This window comes from Streptosporangium sp. NPDC049248 (assembly GCF_040678965.1).
GTDB classification, from domain to species: domain Bacteria; phylum Actinomycetota; class Actinomycetes; order Streptosporangiales; family Streptosporangiaceae; genus Streptosporangium; species Streptosporangium fukuiense.
The window spans coordinates 447,588-468,233 of record NZ_JBFAQY010000002.1; the positions used below are offsets into that span (position 1 = coordinate 447,588).

General features: G+C 71.4%; 17 protein-coding genes. 5 read left to right on the top strand and 12 right to left on the bottom strand.

What is annotated here, in order from left to right; genetic code table 11:
- Nucleotides 1-129 precede the first annotated feature (129 nt).
- Complete coding sequence (locus tag AB0K21_RS05800; RefSeq protein ID WP_343963414.1) at nucleotides 130-267, bottom strand: hypothetical protein; 138 nt, start codon at nucleotides 265-267, stop codon at nucleotides 130-132.
- Nucleotides 268-1,040: 773 nt separating this feature from the next.
- Here AB0K21_RS05800 and helR point away from each other — a divergent pair.
- Complete coding sequence (gene helR, locus AB0K21_RS05805) at nucleotides 1,041-3,263, top strand: RNA polymerase recycling motor ATPase HelR (protein WP_364148127.1); 2,223 nt, start codon at nucleotides 1,041-1,043, stop codon at nucleotides 3,261-3,263.
- Nucleotides 3,264-3,343: 80 nt separating this feature from the next.
- On the opposite strand, the gene AB0K21_RS05810 is transcribed toward helR, so the two are convergent.
- Complete coding sequence (locus AB0K21_RS05810; RefSeq protein ID WP_364148130.1) at nucleotides 3,344-4,939, bottom strand: MDR family MFS transporter; 1,596 nt, start codon at nucleotides 4,937-4,939, stop codon at nucleotides 3,344-3,346.
- A 743-nt stretch (nucleotides 4,940-5,682) separates the two neighbouring features.
- On the opposite strand from AB0K21_RS05810, the gene AB0K21_RS05815 reads away from it, so the two are divergent.
- Both AB0K21_RS05815 and AB0K21_RS05820 read left to right on the top strand, forming a co-directional pair.
- On the top strand, nucleotides 5,683-7,419 hold the full coding sequence (locus tag AB0K21_RS05815) for a thiamine pyrophosphate-binding protein (RefSeq protein WP_364148132.1): 1,737 nt from the start codon (nucleotides 5,683-5,685) through the stop codon (nucleotides 7,417-7,419).
- The gene (locus AB0K21_RS05820; RefSeq protein ID WP_343963404.1) at nucleotides 7,416-8,381 is read left to right on the top strand and encodes a hypothetical protein; all 966 of its coding nucleotides are present in this window, start codon (nucleotides 7,416-7,418) and stop codon (nucleotides 8,379-8,381) included. Before AB0K21_RS05815 ends, AB0K21_RS05820 begins: the two co-directional genes overlap by 4 nt.
- 180 nt (nucleotides 8,382-8,561) lie before the next feature.
- Here AB0K21_RS05820 and AB0K21_RS05825 read toward each other — a convergent pair whose 3' ends face one another.
- The 3 genes from AB0K21_RS05825 to AB0K21_RS05835 all read right to left on the bottom strand — a co-directional run bounded on the left by AB0K21_RS05825 (nucleotide 8,562) and on the right by AB0K21_RS05835 (nucleotide 11,879).
- Nucleotides 8,562-9,290 carry an EthD domain-containing protein gene (locus tag AB0K21_RS05825; protein WP_364148135.1) on the bottom strand — a complete coding sequence of 243 codons (729 nt, stop codon included), beginning with the start codon at nucleotides 9,288-9,290 and terminating at the stop codon, nucleotides 8,562-8,564.
- Nucleotides 9,291-9,402: 112 nt separating this feature from the next.
- Nucleotides 9,403-11,058: an AMP-binding protein gene (locus tag AB0K21_RS05830; RefSeq protein ID WP_364148138.1), complete on the bottom strand. Its 1,656-nt coding sequence runs from the start codon at nucleotides 11,056-11,058 to the stop codon at nucleotides 9,403-9,405.
- A gap of 104 nt (nucleotides 11,059-11,162) precedes the next feature.
- Complete coding sequence (locus AB0K21_RS05835) at nucleotides 11,163-11,879, bottom strand: alpha/beta hydrolase (RefSeq protein ID WP_343963398.1); 717 nt, start codon at nucleotides 11,877-11,879, stop codon at nucleotides 11,163-11,165.
- Nucleotides 11,880-12,135: 256 nt separating this feature from the next.
- On the opposite strand from AB0K21_RS05835, the gene AB0K21_RS05840 reads away from it, so the two are divergent.
- Nucleotides 12,136-12,546, top strand: coding sequence for a nuclear transport factor 2 family protein (locus tag AB0K21_RS05840; RefSeq protein ID WP_343963395.1), 411 nt, complete (start codon nucleotides 12,136-12,138; stop codon nucleotides 12,544-12,546).
- 123 nt (nucleotides 12,547-12,669) lie between these two features.
- Entirely contained in the window at nucleotides 12,670-13,392 is a 723-nt protein-coding gene (locus AB0K21_RS05845) for a TetR family transcriptional regulator (protein ID WP_364148141.1), read from the top strand.
- Between the two features lie 88 nt (nucleotides 13,393-13,480).
- Here the strand turns inward: AB0K21_RS05845 and AB0K21_RS05850 are convergent, their stop codons facing one another.
- The 7 genes from AB0K21_RS05850 to AB0K21_RS05880 form a co-directional block, all read right to left on the bottom strand.
- Nucleotides 13,481-14,320 carry a sulfurtransferase gene (locus tag AB0K21_RS05850; RefSeq protein WP_343963389.1) on the bottom strand — a complete coding sequence of 280 codons (840 nt, stop codon included), beginning with the start codon at nucleotides 14,318-14,320 and terminating at the stop codon, nucleotides 13,481-13,483.
- Nucleotides 14,321-14,406: 86 nt separating this feature from the next.
- Nucleotides 14,407-14,907, bottom strand: a complete 501-nt coding sequence (locus AB0K21_RS05855; RefSeq protein ID WP_343963387.1) for an Rrf2 family transcriptional regulator — start codon at nucleotides 14,905-14,907, stop codon at nucleotides 14,407-14,409.
- Between the two features lie 50 nt (nucleotides 14,908-14,957).
- Nucleotides 14,958-15,335: a rhodanese-like domain-containing protein gene (locus AB0K21_RS05860; protein WP_364148146.1), complete on the bottom strand. Its 378-nt coding sequence runs from the start codon at nucleotides 15,333-15,335 to the stop codon at nucleotides 14,958-14,960.
- 10 nt (nucleotides 15,336-15,345) lie between these two features.
- A complete protein-coding gene (locus AB0K21_RS05865) occupies nucleotides 15,346-16,689 on the bottom strand; it encodes an LLM class flavin-dependent oxidoreductase (RefSeq protein ID WP_343963383.1) in 1,344 nt (447 codons plus the stop codon).
- Entirely contained in the window at nucleotides 16,686-17,882 is a 1,197-nt protein-coding gene (locus AB0K21_RS05870) for an acyl-CoA dehydrogenase family protein (protein WP_343963381.1), read from the bottom strand. The genes AB0K21_RS05865 and AB0K21_RS05870 overlap by 4 nt, the downstream gene beginning before the upstream one ends.
- Nucleotides 17,876-19,630: an ABC transporter ATP-binding protein gene (locus tag AB0K21_RS05875; protein ID WP_364148150.1), complete on the bottom strand. Its 1,755-nt coding sequence runs from the start codon at nucleotides 19,628-19,630 to the stop codon at nucleotides 17,876-17,878. Before AB0K21_RS05875 ends, AB0K21_RS05870 begins: the two co-directional genes overlap by 7 nt.
- The gene (locus AB0K21_RS05880) at nucleotides 19,627-20,643 is read right to left on the bottom strand and encodes an ABC transporter permease (protein WP_343963375.1); all 1,017 of its coding nucleotides are present in this window, start codon (nucleotides 20,641-20,643) and stop codon (nucleotides 19,627-19,629) included. The genes AB0K21_RS05875 and AB0K21_RS05880 overlap by 4 nt, the downstream gene beginning before the upstream one ends.
- Between the last annotated feature and the right edge of the window lie 3 nt (nucleotides 20,644-20,646).

Genomic DNA, 20,646 nt, shown 5'->3' on the forward strand with positions numbered 1-20,646 from the left:
GCTCGCCAGGCTGAGCAGGCCGGCGCCCCGGTCTTTCCCCTCCACCACAGCGGCCTGGTCGGATATGCGCGGGAGGCCGGTCGAGCGGGGAGAGGCGCGTGCGGTCCCCGGCCGCCGCAGGCCTGCCGGTCACTCCAGGTCGCCGTCCCCTGCCCAGTGGATCGTGGTCCACATGGCACCGCACTGGCAGCGTTTCAGCTCGACCAGTTCGCTCCTTTCGTTCATGGTCAGGCCGTGGTCGAGACGGACGTGAACGTGTGCACTCATGATGGATCGACTTCCGATTGATCATTCGATGCCCCGGCCCGACGCCGGGCGCCGACACTCCGGCGCCCAGCGGGCGAAAGCCGGCCGACGAGATGGGCCGGACGGGGGGCCTTCATTACTGTCTACTTGAAGTAAGGACCCGGTTGGTACGACTCCCGCGATGTTTTACCCGAGGTCAAGGCGTCGCCCGGGCGGGAGTCGCAGGCAGGACAGGGCTCACGCCACGGTAAAGGAAGTGGCAAGGCGGGCCTTGAGCCGGCCTCGCCGCCCGCTCTCGTCCCGGGCCCGGCTGCGTCCGTGGGTTCACGGGAGATCCCCTGGGCCGACGGTACCGCCGTACGCGGCGCGCCGCCGCTTCGCGAGGAAGGTCGTCCGTCAACAGCGGACGACGAAGGGGAAAGGGGAGTATCCACGCCTTTCCACTTTCAACGTATAGCGCACCGGGGGGCTTGCGGCAAGACCCGGGTCATGCCGCAGAATCGTCGGCCGAGACCGGAAACCGCGGAAACGGGGGCCGCGACGTGCGTGTGTCGTTGTCGACGGGTGGGCCACCCGGGACGTCGAACCACCGGTGGGACTCGCGGCGCGGTTGCGCGCCGCCGGACGAGGAGTTCGCCGAGCCGCTACCCGATGGGCTCGATGGCGCGAGCGTCGTCGGCACGGTCCGCACCGGCGGGGCGATTTCTCGTTCCCATTCTCAGCAGAGTCCAGCCGCGCTCATGAGCGCCGGAATCTGGATCTAAGGTCGCGAACCTCAGATCGGAGCCAACGACGTGAACCCACTGACCACCAGCGCGTTCGACCTTCCCGAACACCTCTCCCCCAAGGCCGACCCGGCGCTGATCGCCGGCGACGAGCAGCACTTCGCGGCCATCGCGCAGAGCCTCGAGCAGTCGATCGCCGACCTGTCCGGCCGCCTCGACGCCGAGCGCAGGGCGCCCGGCGGCATAGGCCGGCAGGCGATGGACCGGGACCTGCAGATCCACCGGCTGACCGCTCGCCTGCGCGCACTGCGTCGCTTCGGTCTGGACCTGTGCCTCGGACACATGGTCGGCGCGGACGACCCCGAGCCCGTGTACGTCGGTCGACTCGGCCTCACGGACAGCGAGGGCCGTCGGCTGCTGCTCGACTGGCGCTCCCCCGCGGCCGAGCCGTTCTTCGGAGCCACCCACGCCAACCCGATGGGCCTGGCAAGCCGCCGCAGGTATCGCTGGACCCTCGGCCGGATCAGCGACTACTGGGACGAGGTGTTCACCTCCGACGGGTTCGACGGGCACGCCGCGCTCGACGACCAGTCCGCCTTCATCGCCGGCCTGGGCGGCAACCGGTCGCCCCGGATGCGAGACGTGCTCGCCACCATCCAGGCCGACCAGGACGCCATCATCCGCGCGGGATCGCGCGGCGCTCTCGTCGTCGACGGCGGTCCCGGCACGGGGAAGACCGTCGTCGCCCTGCACCGTTCCGCCTACCTCCTCTACTCCGACCCTCGCCTCGGTCACCGCCGGGGCGGCGTGCTGTTCGTCGGCCCGCACCAGCCCTACCTGGCCTATGTCGCCGACGTCCTCCCCAGCCTTGGAGAGGAGGGCGTGCAGACCTGCACCCTGCGGGACCTCGTCCCCGAGGGGGCCGCGGCCGCGATCGAGTCCGACCCGGAGGTGGCCCGCCTGAAGTCGTCCGCGGACCTGATGAAGGCGATCGAGCCGGCCGTCGGGTTCTACGAGAATCCGCCCACCAGGGGGATGACGGTCGCGACCCACTGGTCCGACATCTGGCTGAGCGCCGACGACTGGGCCGAGGCGTTCGAAGCACCGGAACCCGGTACCCCGCACAACGAGGCGCGCGACCAGATCTGGGAGGCGCTGCTCACGATCCTGGCGGACAAGCACAGGGGATTGAGGCGAGAGAAGCGAGAGCTTGCTCTCGCCTCCGAGCCGATTGAGCCTGTTGACCGCAGGGAACACGACGGCGAGGTCTCGGCCGACCTGCTCCGCAGGTCGCTGTTGCAGGACAGGGAGCTGCTCACCACCTTCAACCGCGCGTGGCCGCTGATCGAAGCGGCCGACCTCGTCGGAGACCTCTGGTCGGTACCCGCCTACCTGCGCAAGTGCGCTCCCTGGCTCAGCCTCGACGAGGTCCGGCGACTGCAGCGCGCGGACGCCCAGGCCTGGACGGTGTCCGACCTGCCGTTCCTGGACGCGGCATGGCAGCGGCTCGGCGATCCGGAGGCGTCACGACGCAGGCGCCGCCACGAGGCCACTCTCGCCGCCCAACGCGAGCGCATGGCCCAGGTCGTCGACAACCTGATCGAGGCCGATGACGACGGCGAAGGCCTCGTGACGCAGTTGCGCCGAGCGGACCTCCAGCGGAATCTGGTTGACGAGTCCGAGCTGCCCACCCTCGACCCGGACCTGCTCGCCGGCCCGTTCGCGCACATCGTCGTGGACGAGGCTCAGGAACTGACCGACGCGGAGTGGCAGATGTTGCTGCTCCGCTGCCCGTCCCGGAGCTTCACCATCGTCGGGGACCGCGCCCAGGCCAGGCACGGGTTCACCGAGTCGTGGCGGGAACGGCTTGAGCGGATCGGGCTCGACCGGATCGACCTGGCCTCTCTGAGCATCAACTACCGGACGCCGGAGGAAATCATGGCGGAAGCCGAGCCGGTCATCCGGGCCGTGCTCCCGGACGCCAACGTGCCGACCTCCATCCGCAGCAGCGACGTCCCCGTCGTACACGGATCCGCCTCGGACCTGTGCTCGATCCTCGACGCCTGGCTCGCCGCGCATGCCGACGGGATCGCCTGTGTCATCGGCGATCCCACGTTCCGGGCGACGCCCCGCGTCCGGTCGCTGACTCCGGAGCTGTCGAAGGGGCTCGAGTTCGACCTGGTCGTCCTCGTCGACCCGGAGGCGTTCGGCGACGGTGTCGAAGGAGCGGTCGACCGCTATGTGGCGATGACCCGGGCGACCCAGCGACTTGTCGTCCTCACGAGCTCCTGACGTCGGGGCGATCGGCGGCACGGCGGCCGGCAACGCGGCCGCCGCCCGGGTACGGACTCCGGATGGGCCGTCGCGGAGGACTACCCCTCGGCGGCCGTGTCGGACGATCCGGTGAGCGGGCGTTCCCTGAGCAGCAGCGCCAGCACCAGACCCGCCCCGAACACCACCGCCAGCCACAGGAACATCGGCACCAGCCCGTCGGCGTACGCCCCGGCGACGAGCGCGCGGGTGGCGGGAGGCAGCGCGGCGGCGGCCTCGGGTGTCAGGCGGTACGGGTCGCCGGCGCCGGCGAGCGCGGGACCCAGCCCGGCGGCCACCCGGTTGGCGAACACCGAGCCGATCACCGCCGCCCCGACCGTCACGCCGATCTCCCGTACGAAGACGACCGTCGAGGTGGCGGTGCCGACCGAGGACTGGGGCACCGCGATCTGCACCGCGGTGATCGAGACCTGCATGAAACAGCCGACCCCGAGGCCGAGCAGCACCAGGTAGGCGGCCAGCAGCCACGAGGGCGTCTGCGTGGTCATCGACCCGAGCAGCAACATCGCGGCGGCCGCGAGGGCGGTGCCGGCGATCGGGTAGATCTTGTAGCGCCCGAACCTGCTGATCAGGAGACCGGTGCCGATGTTCGTCGCGAGCAGGCCGAGCGTCAGCGGCACCAGGAACAGGCCCGCCGCGGTGGCGCTCATCGAGTAGACCATGCGGACGTACGACGGCACGTAGCTGACCACGCTGAACAGCCCGGCGCCGACCACGAGGCTCAGTCCACCGGCGACCAGGACCGTACGGTCGGCGAGGATGCCGAGCGGGATGAGCGGGTCGGCGGCGCGGCGCTCGGCGAGCACGAACAGGAACGTTCCCAGCACCGCGAACGCGCCCAGGCCCAGGATCGTCGGGGACGCCCAGCCGTGGAGCGTGCCACCCCAGGTGCCGATCAGGACGAGCGCGGTCGTCGTGACGGCCATCAGAACGGTGCCCGTCACGTCGAGGGGGGCCGAAAGGCGCCGTTTGGGAAGGTGCAGCGAGGTGGCGGCGAGGGCGAACGCCACGATGCCGAGCGGCAGGTTGAGCCAGAAGATCCAGCGCCATCCGGCACCGTCGGTGAGCGTCCCGCCGATGAGCGGGCTGACCACCGTGGCGACGCCGAAGACCGAGCCCAGCGGTCCGAGGAATCTGCCCCGGTCGCGCGGCGGGACCAGGTCGGCGACCACGGCCTGCGACAGGATCATCAGTCCCGCGGCGCCGAGCCCCTGCAGGGCGCGGGCCAGGACGAGCTGGACGATGTCCTGGGCCACGCCGCACAGCACCGACGCGACCAGGAAGACGACGATCGACCCGAGCAGCAGCGACTTGCGCCCCAGGGCGTCGCCGAGCTTCCCGAAGACCGGCATCGCGACCGCCGCGGCGAGCGCGTAGGCCGCCACGACCCACGACATGTGTTCCAGGCCGCCGAGCTCGCCGACGATGGTGGGCAGGGCCGTGGCGACGATCGTCTGGTCCAGCGCGGACAGGAAGGTGACCAGCAGCAGGGCGACGAAGACCCTTCCGAGCCGGGGGGCGGGCGCCTCCGGCCAGGCGTCTGAGGAAGCGGAGGCGGGGGTCTCGGACAGGGATGAGGAAGAAGGAAGAGCCCTGGGCTGCGCAAGGGCGTTGGGCGTGACAGGGGGGTGATCCACGAGAGGCTTCTCCGCGGGTCTCCGCTCGCGCTGTGCGGCGGTGACGGCGGCAGGAGGCGCGGCACGGGGCATGATCGTCCCGGGCCGACGGGCTGCGATGTCAACAACGCGCCCCGTCGTCCTGACAAGTGTCCCATGCCCCCTTCCGCATCATCCGCCCCGGGTACGCCTTCCGCCGCCGCGCCGTGGACGGGCATGGTTCCGTGCCGGAGCCGGGACCACGCCGGAACCGTCCCGCGTCGCGGCCCCGATTCGGCGGCCCGTACGGGGAGACCTCACGCGCCGGACGGACACCGGGGAAGGCCTTTCCCCGAAGGCGGTGGCCGCCGCGGCGGGAAAGGGCCTCACGCGTCAGGTCACCGGTCTCGGCCGTCTCCGTGATTCACGTCTCCGGATTTTACAAAACAGCGCCATTCACCCGATAAACACTTTGTTTGTTAACTCTATGTTCTCCGGGAATTTCGAGCATGCCGGGCGTTCGTCACCTCGACGGCGGGCGCCCCTCCACGCCGCCATTCCCGCACCGTGCATTTGACCTGGAAAAACGGACTCCCGCCCGCCGGCGACAGCACCCCTCTCCACCGTGCGGATGATCGGTGGCGGCCCTCCCCTCCCCCGCACGGGTGATCCGGCGTCCGCCTGGAGAGTGATGCCCGGTGGGCGAACGGATGATGAATATGTCGTTAGATATCGCGTTGTCCCGTTAGATATCCCAATGCTCCATTTCCCGGGGGGGAACAGTTATGCTGAACACCAGAACAGATTCGGTAAGCGAGCTGACCGTGGCCGAATTTCTCCTCGAGCAGCTCGACGTCCTGGGGGTGGACTCGGTTTTCGGCATTCCCGGCGGAAACATATCCGCGTTCATTCAGGCACTGCGAGAACATCCGAAGATCAAATTCATCATCGCCTCTCACGAGGGAGGAGCCGCCTTCATGGCGGACGGATACGCGCGGTCGACGGGAAAGCTGGGCGTGTGCCTGGTCACCGCGGGCCCCGGCGCCCTCAACGCGCTGACCGGGGTCGCCTCCGCCCACCGTGACCAGGTTCCGCTGCTGGTGGTGGGCGGTCAGGTCCGGACGGATCTCTTCGGCCTCAGGGCGCTTCAGGACAGCAGCGATCTCGGCACCAACATGACCGCGATGTACTCCCACGTCTCCGGGTTCTCCACCGGCCTGAGCGACCCGGGCTCCTTTCCCCGAATCCTCTCCCAGGCGATCAACGTCGCGACCGGTCCCCGCCCCTGCGCCGCGTACCTGTCGGTTCCCGCGGACATCGCCCGGATGCCGGTCGGGGACGAGAAGCCCACCGTGGTGGCCCGGCGGCCCGGCATGGAACTCGACCCCGCCGAGGCGCGGCGCGTCCTCGGAGCGCTCTCGCAGGCACGACGTCCCCTGATCTTCCTGGGGAACGGAGCGCGGCAGGCGCTGCGCTCGGATCAGTCGGCGCTCCGGGAAATCGTCCACACACTGGGGGTTCCCGTCGTGACCAGCATGCGTGCCAAGGGCGTCTTCCCCGAGAGCGACGACCTCTGCCTCGGCGTGCTGGGGACGGCGGGCAGCGAGCGGGCGGCGAGTTACGCCGCGGCGGGGGTCGACGCCCTCCTGGTGATCGGCAGCGGTCTGGGGGAATGGGCGACCAGGAGCTTCGACCGCGATCTCGCGGCCGTCTCGTCGTACTTCCACGTCGACCTGGATCCCACGGTCTTCGGTCAGTTCCTCAGGGGCGGCGAGCACATTCAGGCCGACGCGGAGGTCTTCCTGCGTGGTCTGCGCCGCGAGCTGCCCGGGCTGGGCGAGGTGAAGCGGGCACCCACGCTCTCGCCCTCCTCCTCGCGGCCGACGCCGGTGCCGCTTCCCCGTGACAGCGGGATGGGCGTGTCGCCGGCGGCGGTGATGCTCGCCCTCAACGACCTGCTCACCGGTCAGGACGACCTGTACATCGACATGGGCAACTGCACGGCGTGGGCCACCCACCATCTGGTGATCGATCCGCCGACCCGCGTCTTCTACCCGTGCGGCCTGTCGTCGATGGGCTGGTCGTGCGGCGCGACCGTCGGCGGGAGGATCGGTGACGGCAACCGTGTCGCGACCGCGCTCGTCGGCGACGGCGCGTTCCTGATGAACGGCAACGAGGTCAGGACCGCCGCCAAGAACCGGGTGGGCGCGATCTTCATCGTCCTCGACGACGGCTACCTGGGGATGGTCAACCACGGAGAGCACGCGCAGAACGGTGGACGTTTCTCCCTGGATGACGACTTCTACGGGCTGGGGGCGGTGGATCTCGCCCAGTTCTCCCGCGCGCTCGGCGCCGACGCCTACGTCGTCGAGAAGGCCGAAGCCCTGCGGGGGACGATGGGCGAGGCCAGGTCGGCGGCGGCCAGGTGGTCGCGACCCCAGGTGGTCGTGGTCAAGATCGACTACCGGGTGAGTCCCCCCTACGGTGAGCGGTTCGCCGCGGTCGCGGGGGACGCCCGATGACCGGGGAGACGCGTTCCGGCATCGGCGTCGCGGGACTGGGATCGGCCCTGCCGCCGACGGTCGCGGAGGCGGTCTCCACCGGGAGCGGGCCCTCGGCCGAGAGCGGGCTGTTCAGCGGGGCCCGCAGCCGCCGGGTCCTGGCGGACGGCGAGGCGATCGAGGATCTCGCGGTGTCGGCGTGCCGCGGGGCCCTGGAGGAGGCCGGTGTCCGCGTGGACGAGATCGACAGCCTGTACGGATACATAACGGTCTCCGAATTCCTGAGCCCGAACGGGCTGTTCCGCGTGCACCGCGACCTGGGACTGGGGAGCCACGCGCTCGTGGTGCCGGTCAACTGCGAGTTCGGCACCTTCGTCATGGCGCTCGCGCTCGCCTGGGAGTCCATGCGGGCCGGGCGTTTCACCCACGCGCTGGTGAGCGTCGGGACGAACTGGAGCCGTCACGTGGACGCCCGAAACCCGCACGCGGGGATGATCGGGGATGGCGCGGGTGCGGCCGTGCTCCGCCGGTCGGAACGGATGGTGATCGTCGACTGGATCCACGAGACGCGCAGCACCGAGTACGGCGCCATGACGATGGCCGTCCGCCGGGACGCCGGCGACACCGGCGACACCGTCCGGCCCGTCTACCGCATCGAGCCCGACGCGGGGGTGGGAGCGTTCCGGTCCACGGGGATGGACGGGCCGCCGGACCTGATCCGGAGGCTGCTCGGACGTCACGGGATCGACCTCGGGGAGGTGACCGTGATCGGCCACCAGGCCTCCGACGTCCTGTTGGAGCACTGGCGGGATCTCCTGCGTCCGGCCCGCTACCACGACACGCTGAGCGACTACGGCAACCTCACCATCGCCTCCGCGGCGGTGACGCTCGCCGCCGCCGCCGACGTCGTCGACACGCCCTACCTGGTCTTGTTCGGGGTGGGGATCGGCTCCTACCAGATCGCGTTGTTGATCAGGAGGTGAGAGACGGGCGGCCTTCCCCGGCCGCCCCGGCGAGCACGTCCGCCACCGCCTTGGGCACTTTCGCCCATGTGGAGATCGTCACACAGGACGCCGGCCCAGGGCTCCCGCGGCGGCCCCCACCGTCGTCGCAGGAGTCCCAAGGCCGACGTCCCATGCGCGGCCCGGGGGGAAGCCCCGTCGTCAACCCGCCGTGGTCGGCAAAGGCTCGTCCGGCCGCCCGAGTACGAGGACCTCACGGGTGAACGCCATCCGGTACGTGCCGATGAAGACGTGCTCGTCGGGCAGCAGGACGTCCTGGCGGGCCTGGAGCAGCGCCATGTGGTCGGACACCGGGTTGTCGACGGCCAGTTCGGCGATGCCGTCGTAGGCGGGGGCCTCATAGGGCGACCAGCCGCGGAAGTCGGCGGCCAGGCCGACGTTGGTCGTGTAGCGGACGAGCGTGTCGCCGAGAACGTCCCGAACGAGAGGCATATGCCGCTCGCGCCAGCGGGCCGCCGTCTGCGCCGGGGTCATGTCGGGCCGGCGCGCCAGCATGAACAGCACCTTGACGCCTCGGTGGGCACGCGCCCTGTCGACGTGGACCTGCTGGTCGGTGGCCATGTGCTGGAAGGTGCCCATGAAGTCTCGCTCGCCGTCGCGCAGCCGGTCGGACGTCTCGCCGACCAGAGCGGCGAGCTCGGCCGGGTCGTCGACGTCGTACCAGCCCTCGGCGACGCCGTCCCAGGCGGGGGCCTCGTCCGGGGCCCAGCCGGAATAGTCGGCGGGCATCCCGACATTGCACGCGTAGCGCAGCAACCGTTCACCATGCGCCTCCACCACCTTCGGGGCGTGCACCCGCGTCCAGTAGTCGACGGCCTCCCCGTGGGTCTGGTCGAGACGCCGGTTCCACAGCGTGAACAGCTTGATCACATCGCACTCCTGTCGGTGTTCGCCGGCGGGGACGGCACGGACGGTCTGGATACTTCCCTGTACCGGGACACGCGGGCGGCGACCGGCTCGACCGGTCGCCGCCGGCACGTGCTCACGACCGGTGCGTCCGCTCCCCCGTGAGCCGTTCGCGCAGCCGGAACTTCTGCACCTTGCCCGACGCCGTGAGCGGCAGCGCCTCGACGACGGACCACTGCTTCGGGACCTTGTGGCGAGCGAGCCGGGCCAGGCAGTACTCGCGCAACCCCGCCACGTCCGGCGTACGACCGGGCGCCGGGCGGACGAAGGCGGCGACCTGCTCACCCCACGTGTCGTCCGGTACCCCGACGACGGCCACGTCGGCCACGTCGGGATGCTGGAAGATGACGTTCTCGATCTCGCGGGGGTAGATGTTCTCGCCGCCTCGGATGATCATTTCCTTGAGGCGTCCCTCGATACGGCAGTAGCCGCGCTCGTCCATGCTGGCCAGGTCGCCGGTGTGCAGCCAGCCGTCGGCGTCGATGGCCGACATGGTGGCCACGGCGTCGTCGAAGTAACCCGTCATGACGTGATACCCGCGGGTGCACAGCTCTCCGACGGTGCCGACGGGGAGGGTCGTGCCGTCGGAGGGATCGACGATGCGCACCTCGGTGTGGGGCAGGGGACGGCCGAGGGTCTCCATCCGGTCCTGCCCGCCGTCCTCGGACGAGGTCGCGGTGATGACCGGCGACGCCTCCGTCTGGGCGAAGAGGACGCTGACGACCGCGGGGGTCCGGGTCTCGATACGCCGGACGAGTTCGGGCGGCACCACGGCTCCCCCGGAGATCACCCGGGTCAGCCCGGACACGTCCGTGCGGGCGAACTCCGGGTGGTCCAGCATCCCGATGAGCATGGTGGGCACGCCGATGAGCGTGTCCGCCCTCTCGGACTCGACGAGATGCAGCATGAGCGCCGGGTCGAAGGCGGACGGGAGCACGAGCGTCCCGCGAACGGCGAGCGCGCCGAGCACGCTCACCACGCAGCCCGCGGTGTGGAACAGCGGCATCGGGCTCACCTGCACCCCGCCGGGAGTGAGCCGGCATCGCTCGGCGTAGAGGCGGGCGTTGTTGACGATCCCGCGATGGTGCAGCACCGCGCCCTTCGGGGTCCCGGTGGTTCCCGAGGTGTACTGCACCTGCGCGGCGCTGCCCGGGTCGACCCGGGGAAGCGGGGTGTCCGGCCGCCCGGCCGACAGGAACCGGTCCCAGTCCGCGAAACTGACGACCTCCCGCAGGCCGGGCAGGTCCGGGCGTACCTTCGCCAGGATCCCGGCGAGATCGGAGCCACGGTAGCCGGGAACCAGGAACACCCCGGCCGCCCGGGACTGCCTGAGGACGTGACGCAGTTCCTCCGCGCGCAGCGCCGGGTTGACGGTGACGATGGTGATGCCGGCGAGCGCGGCGCCGTACTCGAGGAGCACCCACTCGGGCAGGTTGTCGGCCCAGACGGCGACTCGCTCGCCGGGCCCGAAACGGGCGAGCAGGCCGCGGGCGACGGCCTCCGCCTGCTCTAGCAGTTGCGCGAACGTCCACCGGCGGCGTCGTGCCGCGTCGGGTACGCCCTCGACGAGGGCGACGGAGCCGGGGCTGTCCTGCGCCGCGGCGCGAAGCGCGGCGCCGACGGTGAGGTCGGCGAGCGGCGACGTCACCTCGGCGGGCCACCAGGATCGGGTCAGCGGCGGCCTCGGCTCTCCCGCCTCGCCGGCCGGGTGCGCGTACGGTGTGGGAGTCATCGCGGAATCTCCATCTGAGTCTGGCGGGCCTGTTCGAAAGGCAGGGGTGGTGGGGATTCGTGGCCGCCATGGCCACGACCGTGGTGGTGCGGGGATCTCTCGCGTCAGGAGGCGAGCGACTCGATCAACCCGGCGACCGTGGCCGGCATGACGCGTACCGCGTCGTGCGGGCCGGCCAGCTCGTAGTAGTCCCAGTCCGGCGACTCGCGCGCCGCGCTCGCGTACGGTTCCACGATCCCCAGAGGGCGGGCGTTGCAGTAGACGAAGGTACGGCGGGCGGCCGGTTCGGCCGGCGCCCGTACCGGTTCCTCCATCGTGCCGATGGGGTGCGAGGTCAGCCGCCGCGCGATCGCGGCGGCGCGCTCGCCGGACCAGCCGGTGGTGTCCTCGACGGGGAACATGGGCGGGATGAGTGAGGGGGTGCCCGCGGCCTCGGCCAACGCCCGGGCGGCCGCGGTGAAGTCCGGGCCCAGCAGGTCGCCCACGGACTGGCCGTCCTGGGGCACGAAGGCGTCCAGGTACACCAGCTCGGCCAGCCGATCGCCCCGCTCGGCCGCGACACCGGTGATGACCATCCCTCCGTAGGAGTGGCCGACCAGTACGACGTCGTCCAGCCCGTGCTCGTCGATGACACGAACGACATCGGCGACGTGCGTCGACATGTCGGTCCGGGCGGTGGCCTCACCCGCCCGCTCGGCCAGACCGGTCAGCGTCGGCGCGTGGACGTCGGCGCCCGCGTTCCGCAGCCTCGCCGCGACGTCGTCCCAGTGCCAGCCGCCGTGCCAGCCGCCGTGTACCAGCACGCAGGTGCGAAGGGTCATGTGAACCTCCTGAGATGGCCGCGGCCGTGGCTTCGACCAGCGAGGACTGGCCGCCCGGAGGCGCGGCGGGTAAGGTGGGCCCACTATCACTCGAACGGTGCTCGTGTGTCAATATCATTGTTCCAGAAGCACGATCAGCGTTCCCAAACGGCGGCCGGGCGACCCCGGCGCCGCTTCCACGGAGGCACCGGCGGGTGCTCCCGCTTGTTCGATCAGCAAGGAGCGGTGACGCTCCCCATCGCAGAAGAGGAGTCCGATGAACACCCTGGCCACCCCTGACGACCGCGCGTCCCTTCTCGACCACGACCGGCGTTTCTTCGACGCCCTGGTCGCCGGCGACGCGGCCCGCCTGAGCGAACTGCTGGCGGACGACTTCATCCTGGTCAGCGTCAATGACGGCGCGGCGGTACCCGGCTCCGTCCTGCTGGACGCGGTGTCGTCGGGAGCCGTCCGGTTCCCGGCCGTCCAGTCCTTTCCCGACGAGGCCGTCGTGCGCCGGATCGGCGATGTCGGCATCGTCGTCGGGCGGACCGGGATGAACTTCACCAACCCCGACGGCAGCACGTTCACCGGCGGCAGCAGGTACACCCATGTCTTCGTCGCCGGCTCCGGCGCCGGATGGCGCCTCGTCTCCGCCCAGGGGACGGAGATCAGGACCGGGGCCTGACCTCGCCCCGTCTCCGTGCTCTCCTGGCCACCCGGGTACGGAGACGGACCCGGGTCGCCCCCCGGCAGAGGCCGCCACGACATGATCGCCGAGAACCGGGTCGAGTGACAGTACACTGCTCGTGTGTCACGAGCAGAGTTCGAACCAGAGCGGCGCCGGTCGGATTCGGCCCGCGCCAAAGGCCGGCTGACGTTCACCCGCATGGACGTGATCAGGGCCGGAACCCGGCTTCTCGACACGGAGGGTGTCGAGAAACTGTCCATGCGCAAGCTCGCCAACACACTGGGCACCGGCTCGTCGACGCTCTACTGGCATGTCAGGGACAAGGACGAACTGCTGCTGCTCATCCTCGACGAGACCCTCCGTGAGGTCACCGTTCCCGCCGCCGGCACCTGGGACGTACGGTTGCTCGAGACCCTCGTCCATTGCCACGAGGCACTGCTGCCGCGCCCCGCGCTCGTCGACGTGCTCTGGCGCGCGGCCTGGGAACTCGGGCCCGAGACCTTGAGGGTGGCGGACGCCCTCGTCGGGCTCGTCGCGGAGAGCGGCCTGCCGGATGACGAGGTGGGCGACTCCTACATGGCGCTCATCACCTTGCTGTTCGGGTTCGTGGCGGGCGAGCGCACCTCGCCGGGCAATCCCCGCTACAGCGAGGCTCGGGCGGAGGGCGAGACCGCGGGTTCCGGGCCGCCGTACCCCAACCTGATGCGATACGCACCGGGTGCGGGTGTGCAGACGATGGCGCGCCAGTTCCGCTACGCCGTCGAGCGATTCATCACCGGAATCAAGCTCCGCGTGGCCGAGGCCGAGCACGAGCGGGCGGCCGGCGCCCCTCGGAGCTCGTGACGAGACCGGGCACCCGATCGGGTCGGCGGGCCGCGATGGCGACAACGCGGCCCGTCGTCCCGGCGAGTGCCCCCGTGCCGGGTCCCCGTCAGCCGGTGGCCACGGGCCGCTCGGGGTCGTTGGACCACTGCGACCACGACCCGGCGTACAGGGCCGCGCGGATCCCGATCCGCTCCAGTGCGAAGACGGTGTGCGCGGCGGTCACCCCCGAACCGCAGTAGACGCCGACCTCGCTGCCCTCCTTCACCCCGAGGGCGCCGAAGCGGCCGGCGAGCGCCTCCTTGTCGAGGAAGGTCGCATCCGGCGTCAGGTTCTCCCCGGTGGGGGCGTTGACCGCGCCGGGGATGTGCCCGGCGCGCGGGTCCACCGGCTCGGTGTGGCCGAGGTAGCGCTCGGCGGCCCGCGCGTCGAGCAGCACGCCGGTGCCGGCGAGCTCGGCCGCGGCGTCGGCGTCGAGGACGGGCAGGGCACCGGAGGCCAGCGTCACGTTCCCCGGTTCGGGCCGGACCTCGCCGGTCTCCACCGGATGGCCCGCCTCCGTCCAGCCCCGCAGGCCGCCGTCGAGCAGCCGCACCGAGGACACCCCCGCCCAGCGCAGCAGCCACCACGCGCGCGCCGCGGCCAGGCCGCCACCGGCGTCGTACGCGACGACCTCGTCGCCGTCGTCCAGCCCCCAGCGGCGGGCGGCGCGCTGGAGCGCGTCCGGGTCCGGCAGCGGGTGGCGTCCGGCCTCGGCGGAGGGCGGGGCGGCCAGCTCGCCGTCGAGGTCGACGAAGACGGCTCCCGGCAGGTGCCCTTCGAGGTAGGCGCGGTGGCCGTGCGGGTCACCGAGCTGCCATCGAACGTCGAGAAGCCGGACCCGCGCCCCAGACCTGAGCCGTTCGGCCAGCTCGTCCGCACCGATCAGTCCGGTCGGGCTCTCACTCATCAAATACCCCCAGCGTGGAGACCCCGCCCTTCAGGGCGGGGAGGATGTCGACGTTCCGTCCTTCTGACATTCGAATACGGCGTGGATCAGACCTTGCGGCCTGTTTCCTGAATCTGGCCGGGACTTTGGAACCAGTGGGTCACCCAGGCATCCGGGTCACCGGCGAGTTCGCGAATACGGCCGGGCAGTGTTCCCCCGGCGATGTCGGCGAGTGTCACCGATTCGAGGATGGACCTGAGGGTGGCACGCATGGCGATCCACACGATTTGCAGCCCTTCCGAGGGCGGGCCGTACTCGATGTCCTGAGGACATTCTCCGCGAATGACGGTGAGCGGCCCATTGAGGGCACGGATGACGTCGGCGATGACGACCTGGTCTGCGGGGAGGCGGAGCCGGTGCCCGCCTCCGGTGCCGCGCTGGCTGGTGATGAACCCGGTGCGCCGGAGCTCCGCCATGATCGCTTCGAGGAACTTGTGCGGGATCTCCTGCCCTTGCGCGAGTTCCTCGGAGCTGACCGGGCGGTCCGCGTGCGCCGCGAGCTGCGTGAGGGCGCGCAGGGCGTAGTCGGTCTTGGCCGAGATTCGCACCTGGGCCTCAGCGAGCCCGGTCGCACGCGGACGGCTGTGCCTGCGGGTGTTCAGGCATCCGTGACCGCGCCGTCATGGGGGTGTGTCGCAAAGCCCTGTTCCTTCCATGCGCTGAACCCGCCAAGAATATGGGTGACGTTGGTGTACCCCAACTCCGCGAGCTTCTGAACGACCGGCCCCGAGCCGCGTTCCGACGAACAGAAGACGACGATCTCCCGGTCCGGATTTGCGGCGTCGGCCAGCAGTTCCGGAGATTCCCGGTCGAAACTCCTCAGGACGTCGACCTTCTCCACGGCGACGGCCGTGGGCAGCAGGCCGTGTTCGGCGCGCGCCTCGGGGCGGCGCACGTCGACGAAGAGCGCACCGGCGGCGAGTTTTCCGGTGGCCTGCTCGGGGTCGATGAGCAGGTCCTCGGGCGAGACGGTCATGGTCTTCCTCTCAGTGAAGTGGCGACGGGGTGTCGAGGGACAGGTCGAAGTGGGAACGCAGGGTGGCGCCCTGGTAGCCGGCGCGCACCAGGCCGCGTTCCCGCAGGATCGGCACGACGTGCTCGACGAAGGACTCGATGCCGCCGGGGGCGATCGGCATCATCAGGTTGAAGCCGTCGGCCGCCTCGTTCTCGAACCAGTACTGGAGCTGGTCGGCCACCTGCTCCCCGCTGCCGATGAGCGCCCACATGCCCAGCGGGGCGAGGCCGCCGAGGCGACCGGCGAGGCGGCCGAGGGTGAGACCCTCGTCGACGGCCATGGTGCGCAGCTCGACGAAGCCGGTGACCGAGCCGTTGAAGTCCTCCGGAGCGGGGAGCAGGTGCACGGGGACGGCGTCGTCCGGGGAGTATCCGGACAGGTCGATGCCGAGCATCACGCCGAGGGCGGTGAGGGCGTTGGGGTTGGTCACCAACCGGGACTCGATCTCCCGCACCAGCCGCCTGGCCTCGGCCTCGGTGGCCGCGACGTAGGGCACCACGCCTGGCAGGACCCTGATCGAGTGCGGGTCCCTGCCCAGCTCGACGGCCCGCGTCTTGATGGAGCGGTAGACACCTCGCGTCTCGTCGATCGACATGGAGCGGGCGTAGACGGCGTCGGCGTGCGCGGCGGCCAGCTCGATCCCGGCGGGCGAGGCCCCGGCCTGCACGATCGGGGGGCGTCCCTGCGGCGAGGGCGGCACGGTCAGCGGCCCGGCCACGGAGAAGTGCTCGCCGACGTGGTCGATCGGGGTGATGCCGCCGGGACGGATCATGGTGCCGGCCTCGCGGTCGGCCAGGACCGCGTCCGGCGCCCAGCTGCCCCACAGCCGCTCCAGCACCTGGACGAACTCCCGGGCGCGGGCGTAGCGGTCGGCGTGCGGGATGTGCCGCTCCCTGCCATGGTTGCGGGCGACGTGGTCACCCGCGGAGGTGACGAGGTTGACCCCCGCCCTTCCCTTGCTGATCAGATCGAGGGAGGCGATCTGGCGGGCGACGGTGTACGGGTCGCTGTAGCTGGTGGAGACGGTGGGGATCAGACCGATGTGGGTGGTGCGGGTGGCGATGGCCGACAGCAGGGTCAACGGTTCGAAGGGGGTGTTGGCCAGGGCGTCGTTCAGGTCGCCGCGCAGCGCCGGGGTGTCGGCGATGAAAATCGAGTCGAACCCGCCGCGCTCGGCGGTCCGGCAGAGCCGCACGTAGTACTCGACGTCCAGGGCCTGGTCGGTCCGGCTGTCGGGGTGGCGCCAGGCGGAGGTGTGGTGGCCGACGCCGCTGAGGTTGAAGTTCAGCGACATCGTACGGCGGGACGGGGTCACGTCCAGGTGCCTTTCTCGTTCAGTCCGAGGGCGGCGCGGCCGACGGCGTCGATCACGACGTCCTCGTTGGGCGGGTTGAACAGGGCGACGCGCAGGTCACGGAAGTGGCGTCCCAGCGGTGAGGCGTTCCAGACGGAGGCTCCGCCGACCAGGCGGCAGGCGTGGTCGACGGCGTCCGAGGCGTGCCGGTGGACCAGGAGCTTGGTGGCGGTGGCCTGGACGACGTCGGCGGGTTCCGGGACACCCTCGCACCGGCGTGCGGCGTCCTCCAGCAGCAGACGCGCCTGCAGCAGGGCCAGCTCGACGCGCGCGGCGTGTTCCTGGGTGCGGGGCTGCTCGGCGCGGCTGCCCGGACGGCCGTCGCCTCGGGGACCGGTGGCGAACACGAGTGCCGCCTCGCGAGCCGCCTCGGCGATGCCCAGGTGGATCGAGGCCAGCAGCAGCGCCCACCAGGCGCCGAAGGTACGGGTGATCTCCGGGGCCACCTCGGGGTCGTACGCCTCCGCGACGGCGTCCGCGGAGACGGTGACGCCGTCGAGGATGACGTCGTGCGAGGCCGAGCCGCGCATGCCGAAGGTGTCCCAGGTCGGCTCGATCCGCACCCCGTCCGCGTCGGCCGGGACGACGAAGGTGCGCGCCACGGGCTCGGCGGCGGTGTCGTCGCCGTCGTCGTCCACAGTGGCCGACACCAGCAGGTGATCCAGAGCGATGCTGCCGGTGACGTAGCGCTTGTGGCCGCTCAGCAGCCACGACCCGTCGTCCCCGCGAGTGGCGCGGGTCTGGACGGCGCCGCCCCTGCTGGGGGCGCCGCTCAGCCGCTCGCTGCTGGCGAAGTTGACCAGGCCGTCGGTGACGGCGAGGGTACGGCCCAGCTCGGCGGCTCCCCGGCCGGGGACCTGCGGCGAGAGCAGGCGCGTGCCGTGGATGTAGTGCATAGCGAGGACCAGCGCGGCCGAGGCGTCGGCGGCGGCGAGGGTCCGGATCACCCGGCTGGCCTGGGGCAGGGTGGCGCCCCCGCCTCCGTACGCGGCCGGGATGACGAAGGAGGGCAGGCCCGCCGCCCTGAGGTCGGCGAAGGTCTCCGCGTGCGGCCGGTCCTCCCTCGCGACCCGGGCGGAGATCGCCGGAACCAGTTCCTGCAGCGCGGCGAGGACCTGCCGTTCGGTACGCGCGCCGGTCAGCGGGCTCACCATCGGGGGCTCGCGTCCGTGCCGTGGTCCAGCTGTCCGGGTACCGCCATGAGAAGTTCCTTCGTGTAGGAGTGGTGCGGGTTGTCGAAGACGCGCTCGGCCGGACCGCTCTCGACCACGGATCCGGAGCGCAGGATCGTGACCTCGTGCGAGATCTGGCGGACGACCGCCAGATCGTGGGAGATGAACAGGTAGCTCAGCCCCAGCCGCGCCTGCAGCTCGACGAGCAGCCGCAGGATCTGGTCCTGTACGGAGACGTCCAGTGCCGAGACGGGCTCGTCGAGGACCATCAGCTCGGGGCGGAGCGCCAGCGCCCTGGCGATGGCCACCCTTTGCCGCTGGCCGCCGGACAGCTCGGTGGCGTGCCGGTCGAGAACCGACGAGGGCAGGGCGACCTGGTCGACGAGCTCGGCGACCCGGCGGCGCCGGGCGGCGCGGTCCCCCTCGCCGAACGCGTCCAGTGGCTCGTCGACGAGCGCCGCGACCGAGAGCCTCGGGTCCAGGGAGGCGAACGGGTTCTGGTAGACGGGCTGGAAGCGCCGCCGCAGCGGACGCAGCTTCCCGCGGGTGGCCGTGGTGATGTCCACGCCGTCGAACAGGACCCGCCCCCGGGTGGGGGTCTCCAGCCGCAGCGCCATCCGCGCGGTGGTGGACTTGCCGGAGCCCGACTCGCCCACCAGGCCGACCGTGCGGCCCCGGCCGACGACAAGGTCCACGTCGCTGACAGCAACGGTCACCGAGGCGGCGCGCTTGAACTCCTTGGTGACACCCCGAAGCTCCAGCAGCGGCGCCGTCTCCGTATCGGTCTCCGAACGCGTCTCCGGGTTCGGCCCCGCCTCGGCGCGCGGTCGCGATTCCAGACGCGGCTCCGAGGCCGTCTCCGTCTCGGAGCGTGCGCCGGGGACCGCCTGACCCGGCGACGAGGTGGCGATCAGCGTCGGCCCGGTCAGGGTGGGGACCGCGCCCAGCAGGCGGCGGGTGTAGGCGTGCCGAGGGCCGCCGAGAATCCGCTCGGTCGGCCCCTCCTCCACGACCTGGCCTTCCCGCATGACCACGATCCGGTCCGCCCGGTCGGCGGCCACCCCCAGATCGTGCGTGATCAGCAGCACGGCGGTGCCGTTCGCCGAGGTCAGGCGCTGGATGTGGTCCAGGATGCGGCGCTGGACGGTGACGTCGAGCGCGCTGGTCGGCTCGTCGGCGATGACCAGCCGGGGCGCGCAGGCCAGCGCGATACCGATCAGCACCCGCTGGCGCATGCCGCCCGACAGCTCGTGCGGGTAGCGGCGGGCGTAGTCGGCGGGGTCCGGCAGCCCGGCCTCCGCCAGGACCGCCTCGACCGGTCCCCGGACGTTCCTGCGGGTGGCCCGGCCGTGCAGCAGCAGCACGTCGGCCACCTGGTGCCCGATGCGCCGTACCGGGTTGAGCGCGACCGCCGGATCCTGGGGGATGAACCCGATCTCGGCGCCGCGCAGGTGGCGCATCGCGCGGTCCGGCCATCCGGTGATGTCCTGCCCGCCGAAGTGGACCCGTCCCGCGCTGATCCGCCCGGTGGCGGGTAGCAGCCCGTTGACGGCGTGCGCGGTGGAGGACTTGCCCGAGCCGGACTCGCCCACCAGCGCCACCACCTCCCCCCGGTCCACCCGCAGGCTGACGCCGCGTACCGCGTCCGTCTCGTGCCGTTCACCACCGCGCCGGGCCGGCCCGTACCCGACCCGCAGGTCGGTCAGGCGCAGCAGGGGCTGTGTACTCAACGGTCGTCTCCCCTGCCGGTGTCCAGGGCGCGGGCGACCCGGTTGGTCGCCAGCATGGTCAACACGATCACCGCGCCGGGCAGGGTGGTCAGCCACCAGGCGCTCACCAGGTAGTTGCGCCCCTCGGAGACCAGCGACCCCCACTCGGGAGCGGGCGGCGGCGCGCCGAAGCCGAGGAAGCTCAGCGAGGAGACCGCCAGGATGGCCGTGCCGAACTCCAGGGCGGCCATCACCAGCACCGAGCCCACCGCGTGCGGCAGCACATGGCGGATGAGGGATCTCCATCGGCCGACGCCCAGTGCCTCGGCCGCCTCGACGAACACCTGGGTGCGGGCGCGCAGCACGTCGGCCCGCATCACCCGGGCGAAACCGGCCACCGCGGCCACACCGACCGCGACCGCCACGTTCAGCGTGCCGAAACCCAGCACGGTGACCACGGCCAGCGAGAGCAGCAGTCCCGGAATCGACAGCAGTACATCGACACAGCGCATGACGGCGTCGTCGAACCGGCCGCCCAGGTACCCCGAGAGCAGGCCCAGGGACGACCCGGCGAGGAATCCGACCAGCACCGCCAGGGCGGTCGCGGTCAGCGAGAGCGAGGCCCCGTGCACGACCCGGGAGAACAGGTCGCGCCCGAGGTGGTCGGTGCCGAACCAGTAGGTGCCGTTCGGGGGCAGCAGCTTGTCCTTCGGCGAGCCGACCAGCGGGTCGAAGGGGGCGAAGGCCCCGGGTGTGAGCGCCCAGGCCAGCACCAGCACCAGGAACAGCACGGAGAGTGTCAGTCCGGGGCGCCGTATGATCGCGCGTGCCCCGCCGGTGCCACGGCGCGGCCGGCCGGGGCGGGAGGCGGTGTCGGGCCTGAGATCGGAGCCGGAACCAGGCTCGGAGCCGAGCTCGGAGACAGGAGCGAATCCGAGGCCGGAGTCGGGGCCGGGCGGGAGGCCCGGCGCCCCGGGATCGGATGGCTCGTGCGGCGCGAGGCCGCCGGGGAGGGTCGTGGCGGGATCGGACACGCT

Excerpts from the sequence above, each read along its gene's own strand:
- AB0K21_RS05800 (WP_343963414.1), bottom strand. The coding sequence starts at position 267 with ATGAGTGCACACGTTCACGTCCGTCTCGACCACGGCCTGACCATGAAC.
- AB0K21_RS05815 (WP_364148132.1), top strand. The coding sequence starts at position 5,683 with ATGCTGAACACCAGAACAGATTCGGTAAGCGAGCTGACCGTGGCCGAA.
- AB0K21_RS05830 (WP_364148138.1), bottom strand. The coding sequence starts at position 11,058 with ATGACTCCCACACCGTACGCGCACCCGGCCGGCGAGGCGGGAGAGCCG.
- AB0K21_RS05850 (WP_343963389.1), bottom strand. The coding sequence starts at position 14,320 with ATGAGTGAGAGCCCGACCGGACTGATCGGTGCGGACGAGCTGGCCGAA.
- AB0K21_RS05840 (WP_343963395.1), top strand. The coding sequence starts at position 12,136 with ATGAACACCCTGGCCACCCCTGACGACCGCGCGTCCCTTCTCGACCAC.
- AB0K21_RS05835 (WP_343963398.1), bottom strand. The coding sequence starts at position 11,879 with ATGACCCTTCGCACCTGCGTGCTGGTACACGGCGGCTGGCACGGCGGC.
- AB0K21_RS05870 (WP_343963381.1), bottom strand. The coding sequence starts at position 17,882 with ATGGTGAGCCCGCTGACCGGCGCGCGTACCGAACGGCAGGTCCTCGCC.
- AB0K21_RS05820 (WP_343963404.1), top strand. The coding sequence starts at position 7,416 with ATGACCGGGGAGACGCGTTCCGGCATCGGCGTCGCGGGACTGGGATCG.
- AB0K21_RS05860 (WP_364148146.1), bottom strand. The coding sequence starts at position 15,335 with ATGACCGTCTCGCCCGAGGACCTGCTCATCGACCCCGAGCAGGCCACC.